Below are 13,695 nucleotides of genomic sequence, written 5' to 3' on the forward strand. Positions count from 1 at the left end.
ATGTCTTACAAGGCAAAACTTGTCATTACTGCTGCTTGCATCGTGTCATTTCTTGGAGGATTCTGTTTGACGCCTCTTGAACATTTTATTAAAAATATCGATCTCAGCGGTGTTACAGACTCAACATTTGTTTCCTCAAGCGCGATTAAAAACCTTGACCTAAATACTCCTGAAGATGGTTACAATGCTTGGATATCACCAAAAGGGAATCTCTACATGGGAGTCTGGGAGAAAGGCAATCTCCGGTATGGTACTTTAATAACAGAAAAGAGCGTTTACGAAGGTGAACTGTTAAATCTCTCACCTCATGGATATGGCATTATGTACTATAATAATGGCAATATCTACAAAGGTAATTGGAAGGTCGGGAATAAAGAAGGTATCGGTCTGAAACACAATTATGATGGCAGCATGTTCTTTGGGCATTGGAGGGCAGGTCTCTTCAATGCCCCAAAGGAAATAAACCATAAGGTCGAAGACTTCGTTTATGGTATTGACCTGTCTAAATATCAAAATTCGAAAGCAATAAGTTGGAATAATCTGGCATTGTTCTCTGACGCAGAAGGTGAAGTATATGCCCATCCCCACGATGACCACCAATACATGCATCCTGTAACTTTTGCTTTTATTAAAGCTACACAAGGAGTAAATACAGATCCACATTATGATAATCACTTAGCAAATGCCAAAAAGTACAAAGTCATTGTTGGAGCATACCACTTCTTTACTATAGATGATGACGTAAACTCTCAAATAAATAACTTCATAAAAAACAGCAAATGGGAGAAAGGTGACTTGCCTCCAGTGCTGGACTTAGAGAGTGAATACAGAGATCAAGATGCATACATAAAAAAACTTCGAAAATATGGAGTGAAGAAAATGCAAGATGATGCTCTTAGATGGCTTAAGGCAATTGAAACATGTTATAATGTCAAACCCATTATATACACTTCAGAAGTATGGAAGAAGAACTTCTTGAATAATAGTGAGTTTGAAAACTATGAGTTTTGGTTATCAAGATATTATAACGTAAAACCTGCTTCATTTAATCCGTGGACCTTTTGGCAAAGAACATGCGATGCTAAACCTAATGGATATAACAGCGTTGTCGATGTTAACCAGTTCAATGGTACCTACCATAGCTTCATGCTATACAGAAGCGCCTTAAATCACAAAATCAGATGAAAGAAAATATAAAGAAATTCATAGATGCCCAGAACGCACCAGGGTTCTCTGGTTACGCAAACGCACAAAAAGAATTAATTCAAGGTAAAAAACTATCTCATTGGATATGGTACGTTTTCCCAAAACTAAAGGCTATAAGTCAAGATAGTCCATACGAGAGGCAGTATGGTATTGAGAGCCTACAAGAGGCAAAAGAGTATCTTGAAGACTCTACGCTGAGATCTCGACTTGAAGAAGTTTGTATCATTCTTCTAAAACATCAAGGAAAGACTGCAAGTAGTATCTTTGGCTTTGCTGATGCTGGTAAAGTAAGAGCCTCAATGACTTTGTTCTATCTGGCAAGCAATGATGACATCTTTAAGCAGGTTCTTGACAAGTATTATAATGGAGCACCTTGTCAAGATACGTTATATGCCCTAAATATGTCCATGCCACGTAAAGGTGGCTTCGATGCACATAACGATAATCAAAAAGATAGATATAGAGATTGCAAGCCACATTCTACTAAGAATAACGTCAGAACAAAAGGAAAAGTTTCTGGTACAACAAACAAAGGCAAGAACCCTTCAAAAGCAAGAAAATTCAAGAAGGTAGCGATTTTATTAATTGTTTTCGTTGTTATTATCGGTGTTTTTGGAGGAATCGGATATGGTGCATACTCAATGCTTATAAAAGGTCAACAAAGGAATCAAGAAGAAACACTTGCCCGGAATTCTTTTCCTGAGATTGCAGAGGAATCAATAAAAGAAAAAAATCTAATCATAACTTTAGTCACCTCAGATAACGTAATTATTGACAGTGAAGGTTTAGGTAAATACTTTATACAGACTTCAGCACCTTTAAGTGGGAACACATGTTTGATGGATACCGTAACTAACACCTATAATCTACAATACACAAAAGACAACATCAATGAGGATATATCGTTTAATGTTAGTATTGAAGGTTGTACTATCGGAGAAAGAATATTTTCTTATCAAGGGCTGGACGATACAAAAGATGAAATAAATGAAGAACTTAAACTCTCTGTGAGTAGTATAGATTTGAGAATCTATGAAGAGCTTGCTTGGTATGTTTCTGTAAATCAGCAGGTGGCAGAAGCTAAATATCCAAAATACATCGATAGGATCAAATCCGTTAAAGACGAGAATTTCGCCGCTCTGTTAACAAGGAAACTTGAAACTATTGGAACAATAGGACTTCAAGCAGGAAAGTCAACGAAAGAAGACAATGATGCAATTCCAGCGGAAATTAAAAATGGCATCATGATGACACGTCCGATCTCTATGTCAATGGCGAATAACTTAAATACCGAATATAGACGTATCATTTCCGAGTATAATCGTTGGGTTGTAGATGTATATAGAAAAGATAGGCGAAATATAATTCGGAAACAATTGGCATCTTGTAGAACATTCACAGATTTACGCCATATAATTAGAAAGTATGAAAAAGACAGTGAAAGATAAACGAGCTTGTTATCTTCTATATTGTTTGTGTTTCTTATTGATGATGTCTTGTAATACCACAAAAACAGGAACAAATCAACGTATAGAATACACAAATATTACAGATAAGGTATCCTTATCAAACTATCAAACTATCAAACATACGTTGCGCTATAGAGAGTATGAAGACAATGACGACAAAGAGTTGATTTCTATTCGTATAGAAGCTAATGATACAATACCATCCTGGTGTTTTTCAAAAAAATCAGCATTGACAGATGTAATCCTATCGGATCAAGTCTCAATTGTTGAGGAAAATGCTTTTTATGCATGCAAGAATCTTAAGTTTATAAATCTTGATAATGTTATACGTTGTGGTGAGAATGCGTTTAAAATGACGTCTTTGGAAACAGTTAGTCTAAAGACGTGCAAGTATGTTGATGATTTTGCATTCTCAAATTGCACGAAACTCAACGCAGTTTACTTTTCATCTGCGATAAAGAAAATTGGCGATTTTTCTTTCTATGCAGACTCTTCCATGGTATCCATTGAGATACCAAACGGGGAGATCGGTAATAGCAGCTTCATGGGATGTGCAAACCTAAAAAAGGTGACATTAGGTAAGGTAACACGCTTAGGTGAGGCATCATTTATGGGTTGCTCTGCTTTAGAAGAAATATTTCTATCACAAGGGATAAAGGCAATAGAACCAATGACATTTCTGGATTGTACCAACCTCAACTCGATTTTTTTACCAGAAGGTATTGAATATATAGCAGAAAATGCTTTTCATGGAACAGGATTGAAGAAAGTAACAATCCCTCGCTCTGTAAAAGAAATTAAAAGCCAAGCGTTTGCTAACTGTGAATCTTTGAAGACTGTATTTATATGTAACAAGAATACGGTTATTAGTTCTGATGCGTTTAATAATAATGTAATAATTGAATACAAACAATAACGATTATGAAAGGTTCGTGGATTTCACCAAAAGTAAGAGAGAGACATACCGTATGCAATATACTCTTAGTTGTTTTTTTTTCTCCATTAATTATTCTTGATTTCTTTGGGCTGATTATGTGTTCGATAGATTGCAGTCTATATTCTATAATATATGGACTATCAGGAATCTTGGCACTAATAGGAGTCTATGGAGTTCTATTGCGCAACAAATGGAACGGTTTATTCTTAGGCGTGCTGGCATTTTTCTCAATGTGTGCTGTTATTATTGCCGCTGTAACTTATGATGATAGGTCATTACATGATTATATTGATGGAATAAGCAAGGAACAAGCAATAGGGGAAGGTTTAATTGGTTCTTTTGTGATTACCTTTATTTCAACGCTTCCTATACTTCTAATTCTGTTAATTAGTAAGAATGGGGTATCTGCAATAAAACTTTTAGAAGGCGGTGGTATCATTACCAAATGTGGCATAGAAATCATTGTTTCGATTTTGATGTGCTGCATTGTTATTGGAACATTGAAAGGTGCATTATAGAACGATGAATTCACAATCTTTGAAAGTAAAAAGGGATATGCCTTTCTAATACATGTAAGGGTGTTATACCCAAAGGTGAGATTCTTAGAAATATTGAGTATAGGATAATATATTGATGGTTACTTTTCGGTAGAATCATTCATATAATTTCTGTTCCCTAACTAAATAATCTCAGAAAGAAGCAAAGCATTCTCATAAATTTATAGAAGGCTCAAGTCTGTATTCCAAAAAAATCTACAATTATGAAAATTCTTAAAACAGTAACAAAGGACCAAGTCCACTTGTTGATGGACTTTAACTACAACAATGTTTATGGTCGTATTAAATATGTATTAGGCGAAGATGCAGTATTGTTCTCTGATATCCATATAAAAAAACCAGAGGTGCATTGGGTTGTAAGGGACGATGCAGAATATGTTGCGTTTTCAGAATTGCCATCTGAAAAAGTGTCTATGGTAAAAAAATTATTGAGTGAGAAAATCTCTTATGTTAGAAGTGTTTTATCAGGGGACAGTCTTATAGGTGATTATGTTGCCAAAATCACAACCTACCCTTCTGACGATTACGTTTTTGTCAAAGAATCGAATGGTGAACTCAATGTCGTCATTGCAGGTTGGGGGTGTAAATCGTCTGCTCAGGACAATAAGGATGTGTCACATATTGAAGATTGTGCGGAAGAGTATTTTGGAGAACACGTCTCTGATAATGCGAATATGGAGCCTAGTAATACAAGCACTGTTGAACAGGGGGCTTACAATAGCAGCCATGTTGGTAACAAAACTTCTTTTAGTGTGCAAACCAATAATGAGCAACAAGAATTAGTATGTCCAAAATGCATGACAACTTATCCTGCAGGTTCTACATTCTGCCCTCGCGATGGTGAGAAACTTACCACTTCAAATAACCTCGCTTATTATTGTGAGAAATGTGGCACAAAATACAACTCAGATACAAAATTCTGTCCAAAAGATGGAGGCACTGTTGTTTGTAGAATAGCAGGACAACATTACTCTCAACAATTTGATACAAATGTTTCATTTGAAAAAGCATCTTTGGGTTCACGCTTTTTAGCATCATTGCTTGATGGACTTATTTGTGGTGTATTGGCTATCCCTGCAATTGTTTTATATGCAATTGGCCTTTCAAATGCTACCCATAACTATGATTATTATGAAGATGGCAAAGCTGGTGGTTACTTCTTTTTTGCCTTTATCTTATATCTTGTTCCTTTAACATATACCTTCATAAAGGATGGACTTGGAAATGGTCAAAGTTGGGGCAAGAAGGCTATGGGACTTAGAATAATTAAGGTGAAGGATTGTTCAAAGTGTACAAAAGGTGCATCTGCATTAAGAGCTTTGGTTAGTACGCTTGTAAGTATTATTCCGCTTGTCGGTTGGATTATAGAACCTATTATGGTTTTGACAACATCAGATGGTCGTCGCTTGGCAGATAAGGCCGCTGGTACAATGGTTGTAAACTCATAACAAAATAAAAATATGAATTGTCCAAAATGTAATCGTGAAAATGAAGATAGCGCTTTGTTTTGTCGCTATTGTGGTTCGTCTTTGAAACCAATTGAAAAGAAAGATTCAAATACCTCCAATGTAATTCTCCTTGTTTGGATTATACTCATCGGTGTGTTTAATATAGGAACTTTTCTTTACACAAGATTCTATAATAATTGGTATGAGGAAGGACGAGGAATCTATGTTGCAATTCAGATAATGCATAATCTTATAATGATACTTCCATCATTAGCCATCAAAGATAAGACCTTAAAAATTATCGGATTTCTTATCTCTATATGCCTCATTATATGGTGGGTAATCGGGAATATTCAGTTCGCAATGCAGAGCTATTAAATGCTTACTCATATATCCCTGCTAATAGTTTCGCTACCGAGCGTTTTGCAATGGAAACTTATAATCCATCAAAAAATAATCTACGGACGGCCGTAAGAGGTGTTATAACTCTTCCATATATTGAGGATTTGAAAAAAGATGAGGAAGTATATGCGTTATATAGAAATTTTATAAGTAGCCCTTTATTGAAAACAATTAGACTTTAGACGTGGATTTCCTGAAATATCCCGATAGGCTCTATACGATTATGAGGAATGGACATAATACTGTTTCCAATGAAGATAAACGAGATATATTGGAAAGACAAATATCTTGCTTAGATGATAATATTTAAATCTTCTTAGAATATAGTATAAACAACTTCATGATAAACCATTAAGAGAAGTTACATGTTAAAATTCTGTGATATCACGGATTTCTGTAAAACATAGGATTTGGATGATTATGTCATATGACTTGGATATTTATATATGGAAAAAAATATTTTTAATACTTATTGGAAGGAAAGGAAAAAAGGTTTTTTTAAACCTAAAGGCAAAAGGATTGCACTGGAAGCACTTATTAAAATTGTCAGGTGCAATAAAAAAGATACAAGACTTAGAATATTGGATATTGGGTGTGGAGATGGGTATATAATTAATAAGTTATCTAATAATTTTAAAAATTTGTCAATTGATTTTTATGGGATAGATAAATGTAAAGAAATTATAGAAAGACAAGAAAATAAGAATATAAGCAATAGGCATTGCAAACATTTATATGTTAGAAATATTTTACAAGAAGGATGGGATAATGATATCGGGAGCTTTGATATTATAATATGTATAAATTCATTACATGAAATTTTCACTTCTTTATATATGGATTATCAACAAGATGCTTATATTAGATTAGAAACTATCATATCTTGTATTGCAAGACATGTTGAAGATAATGGTATTTTATTGATATTTGATGGTATTGAAAATTCTAATCCAAATGAATGTGTAGAGTTTTGTCTAAAAAATCAGATAAGCCAAATGGAATTTGATATTTTTAAAAAAGAATACAGTGGAATACGTACATATTTTGATGAACGTAATGGTATAATTTATTGTAAAATGAAGGATTTTACGAGGTTTATAACAAAAAAGCGTTTTTTATCATCCCAAACTTGGGAAATAGAAAAAAATGAAACTTATCAGTATTATACATATAAACAATTCTTGGCTCTCCAAGAAAAATTGAATTTGCAAATTATTCATAGTGAGACTTTTATTTGTAATGAAACTTTATGGCATAAGGATATAAAAATGATAAAAGGTAGATTTCCTATGGAATGTGCCTGCATGATATACAAACGATTATGATAGATGATATACAAAAGAGATTAGCAACATTGGTGACGTTCTGTACACTGATTTGTTATTTGTTTATTAAGTTTAAGATTCACCAAAAAGTTAAAAGGTTTTTAATTGAATTGACCCTTGTATATAAATGGATACCATTTCTTGGAAAATATTGGGCAATTCACAAATCTGGAATTAGGACATTTTTCGCTTCACAAAAAGATATAGAAAAATATAGACGTTATCACAAAATAGAAGATTACATTAAAAAGAATACATATAATTCTTTTACATATTTCGGAATATGGTTGTCGAATGAAGAAAAACGTGTTGAATTAGAAAGTATTATTAGAAAAATGTTAAATGAACCAAATATTGATATAAAATTATATTTTCATAACCCGGAAATTTCTTTAGAATGTAAACGATGGTTGTCTGAATATTATGACACGGAAAATATACAAGAAAAAATAAAAGAGTGTGTTGACGGTTGGATAAAATTCAGGACTTCAATAGAAGAAAGAACAAAAAAAGACAGATTTCGCATTTATTTGCATAATTGCAATATAACTTTTTCTGCTTTCTTATTTAATATAGATTCAAAAGAATGTAATAAAAAGAAAAAAATAATCTTTTATGACCAGAAATTGTATATGCAGTGTAAAGAACAATCTATTTCAATGGAAATAGGCTATAGTGACAAAAAAGGTTCTCTGTATCAAAGGGTTTTGGCTATATGCAAAAACGTTATTAAATCAGGAGTTATCGAAGCCAAAAGGTTGGAATGAAGATAGCAGCAATGAAAATGGCTTTCATTCTGTTCAGGCATGGCTTGACTATTCTCTTTGCCGGCTGTATCTGCACTCTGTTGATTTTTATGTGTGTAAATGCACGGTATTTGAAATAAAATGATTACCTTTGCAGCCATAAAATCAAAAATAACATTAAGTATATGGACGATTACCACGCGGATTGTTTTAACTTGTAGGTTTTAGGGTTGCTCTCACGGGCTAATCCTTTTACCTGTTTTATAAACGGATTGGCAAATGAGAACATACTGGAATACAAACGGAGGGTTGAGCACCATCAAGGAGTGGGAGCCCAACTGTTGGATACAAGTGACTTGTCCGACTGAGGAAGACCAGCAGATGCTGGAGGAGCGTTTCAACATACCCGATTATTTTTTATCAGATATCAGCGATACCGATGAGCGTGCGCGTTACGAATACGATGACGGATGGATGCTCATAATTTTGCGTATACCTTATGTAAAGGAGGTGCGCTCACGCACTCCATACACTACAGTGCCGCTTGGTATAATACATAAGCGCGATGTCACCATTACAGTGTGTTATTACGAAACCAACATGATGATAGACTTTGTGAGCTTTCATCAAAGGCGCGGTGTGGGATTTACCGATTATGTGGATATGATTTTCCGTCTTTTCCTTTCTTCGGCCGTGTGGTATCTTAAGCGTCTTAAGCAGATAAGCAGTCTGATAGACAAGGCAAAGCGTAATCTTGACAAGGAAGTGAACAATGAGTCGCTTATCAGTCTCAGCCGTTTGCAGGACTCGCTCACATATTTTGTTACGTCGATAAGAGGAAACGAGACACTGCTGTCGAAACTTAAGTTCAAACTTCAGATAGACGAACTTGACGCTGACCTGATAGAGGACGTGAATATAGAGATGACACAGGCAAGGGAGACTACAAACATATATTCCAATATTCTTGAGTCGACAATGGATACATATTCGAGTATTATCAACAACAATATGAATACAGTGATGCGTACGCTCACGTCTGTATCCATTCTTATGATGTTTCCGACTCTTATTGCAAGCTTGTTTGGCATGAACCTGATAAACGGCATGGAGACAAACCGTTTCGGATTCATCATAGCGTTGATACTGTCGGTCGGCATATCGGCTTTGTTCTGGTGGATTTTCAGACATAAGCGTCTTATTTAAGGATGGTTATAAAAAAATAGGATAAAAATTAGGCCGTTACAGAAATTTTAAGTAAGTTTGTGCCTGAATTTGTACTGAAAAACGAATCATAGACTAAAAAGTTTAAATGATGGACTCTCAAGAAAAGGCCCTTGAAATGGGCATGACAGAAGAAGTAAACAATGTTGAAGCAAACGCGGTTGAACCACAGAATGCCTCACAAGTTGAAACACCGGCCGGTGCAGATAATGCCCAAAGTGATACGGGGGCAAATATTGAAAGACCGGTTTACACGTCTAAGAAAGACATACTGGCAAGAGTTAAGGAAATCGCCCATGGCGAAGATGTGCCTGAAAAAGGGGAAGTGGATTATCTCAAAACCGTTTTCTATAAGTTGCATGTCGCTGAACGTGAGGCGAAGTTGAAAGCCTATATAGACGGTGGCGGTGATGCAGAGGCCTATCAGATAACTCCTGATGAGGACGAGGAGTTGTTTAAGGCCGAAATGGGCTTGATAAGGGAAAGGCGTGCCAGGGCTTTTAAGGAACAGGAAGAGGAAAAAGAGGCGAACCTGCAGAAAAAGCTTGACATCATTGAAAAGATAAAATCTATGGTCACATCTCCTGAAGAGGCCAATAAATCATATAAGGAATTCAAGACACTTCAGGAAGAATGGAAAGAGATTAAAAACATTCCGGCAGGCAAGGCAAATGAGATATGGCGCAGCTATCAGCTGTATGTGGAGCAGTTCTATGATCTTTTGAAGCTTAACAGCGAGGCACGTGAATATGATTTCAAGAAAAATCTTGAAAAGAAGACACAATTATGTGAGGCTGTGGAGAAACTTGCAGAAGAGAGTGATGTTATAAGTGCATTCCATCAGTTGCAGAAACTTCATCAGGAATACCGCGAGACGGGTCCGGTAGCCAAGGAACTCAGAGAGCAGATATGGGGACGCTTTAAAGCTGCTTCAACAGTAATAAACAAGAATCATCAGCAACATTTTGAACAGTTAAGGGCAAAAGAAGAAGAGAATCTTGTGAAGAAGACCGCGCTTTGTGAGAAAGTAGAGGCAATTGCAGCGGAGGAAAATAAAGGTTCGGGTGATTGGGAAAAGCATACCAAGGAAATCATAGAGGTTCAGGCAGAGTGGAAGACTATAGGCTTTGCTCCACAAAAGATGAACGTGAAGATTTTTGAGCGTTTCAGGTCTGCATGTGACGGATTCTTTACAAGTAAGGCGGAGTACTATAAGAATATGAAAGAAGCCTATAAGGCGAATGCGGATAAAAAGCGTGCTCTTGTTGAGAAGGCAAAGGAATTGTCTGAAAGTACTGAATGGAAATCAACTTCCGACAAACTTATGGCCCTTCAGAAAGAATGGAGGACAATTGGCGTTGTGCCGAGAAAACTTGGTGACCAGCTATGGGAAGAATTTAATTCCGCCTGCAATAAATTCTTCGATGCCCGTAATGCGGTCAATGCAGGACAGCGCAGCGAAGAACATGCAAATCTTGAAAAGAAGCGTGAGGTAATAGAAAAACTTAAAGCCATTGTGGCTGACGCAACTGAAAATGTGCAGGAAAATGTTCATAAGCTCATTGAAGAATATAATTCCATAGGTCATGTTCCTTACAAGGAAAAGGACAGGATATATGATGAGTATCATGAGGTTCTTGACAAGATTTATAAGGAACTGAACATAAATGTGGCACGTAGACGTCTGTCTAATTTCAAGAATAAGATAAAGAATGTGGCAGAACAGGGTGGTGGTGCGCTTGACACCGAGCGTGCGAGACTTATGCGTCAGTATGAGACGATGAAGAGCGAGATTCAGACTTATGAGAACAACTTGGGTTTCCTTAACGCATCAAGCAAGAAAGGAAACAGCCTTATTGATGAAATGAACCGTAAGGTGCAGAAGTTGAAAGATGAGATGAATCTTGTGTGTGAGAAAATCAAGGCTATAGATATGCAGAATAAATAATAAGGTACGTTAGGCGTACCGCTCAGATTATTCCGGAACTGTCTTTATGATATGGTTCCGGAATTTTTTATGTCTTTGTCATATTGCTATTTACTGCCAGGCGGAAAATATGTGTGGATTAGGCAACTATATAAAAATATGACACGGATATGTCAGTACGTATTAAATGATGCTTTTATATATTTTTTCATATTGTCGCGCCACTTTTATATAGTCATGATGTTTTGCTACGTATTCTATGCTTTGACGTTTGAGTTCAAGAATGCGTTCCTTGTCTGACAATATGAGTTCTTTCAGCGCATCATATACGCTGTCTTCATCCGGATGCACATTTATTATGGGGCGCAGTTTGTTTTCGTTCAGTATTGTATAGTTCTCCTTTTCACCTCCACCGATGCAGATAATTCCTTTTGACATAGCAAGAAGTGCGTTCATGGCCGGTGTGTAGCTGTAAAGCTGGTCAAGAATGGCATCGCTCCTGTTCATTTGATTCTTGTATTCGGCAAAAGGTACGGACTCCACTCTTTTGAGTACGGCTTTCTGTGGATATTCTTTTGTAATGGCCTCGGCTGCTTTCAGCATAATGTCTGTTCCTTTATACTCGCTTCTTGTCTTGTTTATTCCGATGAAAATGTGCAACCGTCCGTCTGTATTGACGAATGGCACCACCGGTTCTGTCTTTATCGGCATGGGTATGAAGAATGTCTTTTCAGGAAAATGTCTTTCGTAGCAGGTCTGATACTCATACAGCCCTGTTATGATGGCGTCCGCATCACCGGCAATAAGTCTGTTGAGCCTTTCTTTGGAAGTGCCAAGCCAGTCTTTCATTTCTCTTACGGCATCAGTATTGTTTCTTATTGTGTTTCCAATATTGAAGTCGCTGTATCGTAGTGGTTTGTCGTTTACACATGTATTGACCCAATACCAGTCCATGCCCAATCCGCAAAGAACTGTTCTGCGGTTGTGCTTTTTAAGATAAGAGTATATCTTGAAAATATGTTCTGCTTTCAGTTCTAAAAAGATGGGGTTGATGAATTGCACGATGTCGTATCCTTTCATCCTGTGAAGGTTGGCAAAAATCTTCAGTGCCAAAACCATGCCTCCCGCTTTTCCCGGTCTTCTTGCAAAGTCAATGTCGCGCGGATAGTTTTTCCAGAAGTCTCCGTTTGACGCTACGGTCACTTCGTGTCCGAGTGAGCGCAGGCCTTCCGCGAGCGTAGCATGTACGTTGCTGTATTCTCCAAGTAAAAGTATTCTCATTTTTACTTTTATTCTTTCTGTCTTTCAAATAAAGGTTTTCCTGACTGCCTATATGTGTTTTGCCATTACAGGCAATGTCCGGAGCATCAGTCTTAGCCCGGTGCTGCTTTTGCTCATTTTGCGGAACCAGACATATTTCTTGCTGTATTTCCTGTCTGGAAGAGGGTATAGTCCTTTATCGGCAAGCCTTTCTATCCTCTGCATAAGTTGTTTTTCAGATTTTGTCAGGACAATAGTGTTGTATATGTAGTCCATTGTGAGCTGTGCCGTTCTGCGTTGCAATGCCAGACTGTCGTGTGCGGGCAATGCTGCAGATTTGTCAAACAGCTTTATTATAATGTTTTCCATATCGTTCAGTCTTTTTATGATATGCCTATTGTCACGTTTTGTCATTATTGACTCTTCGCGCTTGCGGTAGTAATATGCTTTGGCGTCCGTGATATATACATTTTCTGCGCGGAGCATAAGGAGTGGTGTGAATTCCTCATCTTCGTGATATATTCCGGGTGTGAATTTCATGTCTTGTATTATGTCACGTCTGAATATATATCCCCATGCCGCAGCATTGAGATTGTTGTTGCGCATGAATACGGCTCCGTCTATAGGTCCTTGCATGTCGCTGGAAGTGGCTTTGACGGGTTTGTCTGTGGCATCAAATTTTACTATGTCAGGATTCTTGTACCTTACAATGTCGAGGCAACTCTCGTAGGCCACGGTCATGAGACGGTCATCACTGTCAATGAATTGTATATACAGGCCGGTGGCCATTGTCAGGCCGGTATTTCTTGCAGAACTGAGCCCTTTGTTTGATTGGCGCACATATATAATGTCATCGCGGAAATCCTGTAAGTCGTTTATCGGGCTATAGTCCGATCCGTCGTCGATTATTATTATTTCACGTTCGTCTTTTGATAATGATAATTCCATAATGCTTGATACACATTCTTTCAGCATGTCGCATGGAAGATTGAAATATGGAATAATAAAACTTACCAAAGGTTTGTTTGTTTTTGATATACAGTTCTTCATGCCGGTATTGATATGGGATTATTGTTGGATTTCAAGGCTCAGCATGTGCCGCCTGTCTTATATGAAAGGATAATGCATACATGGCGCAATAAAGCTTGCTTCAAATTGCCGGATGCCTCTTATCTTATGCAAAGATAATGCAAA

At 36.8% G+C, this 13,695-nt stretch carries 12 protein-coding genes; 10 read left to right on the top strand and 2 right to left on the bottom strand.

What is annotated here, in order from left to right:
• The 10 genes from HPS56_RS02485 (at nucleotide 1) to HPS56_RS02530 (ending at nucleotide 11,262) form a co-directional block, all read left to right on the top strand.
• The gene (locus tag HPS56_RS02485) at nucleotides 1-1,185 is read left to right on the top strand and encodes a GH25 family lysozyme (RefSeq protein WP_172273364.1); all 1,185 of its coding nucleotides are present in this window, start codon (nucleotides 1-3) and stop codon (nucleotides 1,183-1,185) included.
• Nucleotides 1,182-2,654, top strand: coding sequence for a DUF1810 family protein (locus HPS56_RS02490; RefSeq protein ID WP_172273367.1), 1,473 nt, complete (start codon nucleotides 1,182-1,184; stop codon nucleotides 2,652-2,654). Before HPS56_RS02485 ends, HPS56_RS02490 begins: the two co-directional genes overlap by 4 nt.
• Nucleotides 2,632-3,591: a leucine-rich repeat domain-containing protein gene (locus HPS56_RS02495; RefSeq protein WP_172273370.1), complete on the top strand. Its 960-nt coding sequence runs from the start codon at nucleotides 2,632-2,634 to the stop codon at nucleotides 3,589-3,591. The genes HPS56_RS02490 and HPS56_RS02495 overlap by 23 nt, the downstream gene beginning before the upstream one ends.
• Nucleotides 3,592-3,596: 5 nt before the next feature.
• On the top strand, nucleotides 3,597-4,130 hold the full coding sequence (locus tag HPS56_RS02500; protein ID WP_172273373.1) for a hypothetical protein: 534 nt from the start codon (nucleotides 3,597-3,599) through the stop codon (nucleotides 4,128-4,130).
• A gap of 242 nt (nucleotides 4,131-4,372) precedes the next feature.
• The gene (locus tag HPS56_RS02505; protein WP_172273376.1) at nucleotides 4,373-5,617 is read left to right on the top strand and encodes an RDD family protein; all 1,245 of its coding nucleotides are present in this window, start codon (nucleotides 4,373-4,375) and stop codon (nucleotides 5,615-5,617) included.
• Nucleotides 5,618-5,629: 12 nt separating this feature from the next.
• Complete coding sequence (locus HPS56_RS13500) at nucleotides 5,630-5,995, top strand: zinc ribbon domain-containing protein (RefSeq protein WP_172273379.1); 366 nt, start codon at nucleotides 5,630-5,632, stop codon at nucleotides 5,993-5,995.
• A gap of 470 nt (nucleotides 5,996-6,465) precedes the next feature.
• Nucleotides 6,466-7,344, top strand: a complete 879-nt coding sequence (locus HPS56_RS02515; protein WP_172273382.1) for a class I SAM-dependent methyltransferase — start codon at nucleotides 6,466-6,468, stop codon at nucleotides 7,342-7,344.
• On the top strand, nucleotides 7,341-8,111 hold the full coding sequence (locus HPS56_RS02520) for a hypothetical protein (RefSeq protein ID WP_172273385.1): 771 nt from the start codon (nucleotides 7,341-7,343) through the stop codon (nucleotides 8,109-8,111). The genes HPS56_RS02515 and HPS56_RS02520 overlap by 4 nt, the downstream gene beginning before the upstream one ends.
• Before the next feature lie 258 nt (nucleotides 8,112-8,369).
• Nucleotides 8,370-9,296 carry a magnesium transporter CorA family protein gene (locus tag HPS56_RS02525; protein ID WP_172273388.1) on the top strand — a complete coding sequence of 309 codons (927 nt, stop codon included), beginning with the start codon at nucleotides 8,370-8,372 and terminating at the stop codon, nucleotides 9,294-9,296.
• A gap of 106 nt (nucleotides 9,297-9,402) precedes the next feature.
• Entirely contained in the window at nucleotides 9,403-11,262 is a 1,860-nt protein-coding gene (locus HPS56_RS02530; RefSeq protein WP_172273391.1) for a DUF349 domain-containing protein, read from the top strand.
• Nucleotides 11,263-11,424: 162 nt separating this feature from the next.
• Here the strand turns inward: HPS56_RS02530 and HPS56_RS02535 are convergent, their stop codons facing one another.
• Together HPS56_RS02535 and HPS56_RS02540 are read right to left on the bottom strand one after the other, a co-directional pair.
• Nucleotides 11,425-12,522: a glycosyltransferase family protein gene (locus tag HPS56_RS02535; protein ID WP_172273394.1), complete on the bottom strand. Its 1,098-nt coding sequence runs from the start codon at nucleotides 12,520-12,522 to the stop codon at nucleotides 11,425-11,427.
• 48 nt (nucleotides 12,523-12,570) lie between these two features.
• Nucleotides 12,571-13,551, bottom strand: a complete 981-nt coding sequence (locus HPS56_RS02540) for a glycosyltransferase (protein ID WP_172273397.1) — start codon at nucleotides 13,549-13,551, stop codon at nucleotides 12,571-12,573.
• Nucleotides 13,552-13,695 lie beyond the last annotated feature (144 nt).

Origin of the sequence: Xylanibacter muris (genome assembly GCF_013166605.1) — a bacterium.
Taxonomy (GTDB): Bacteria; Bacteroidota; Bacteroidia; order Bacteroidales; family Bacteroidaceae; genus Prevotella; species Prevotella muris.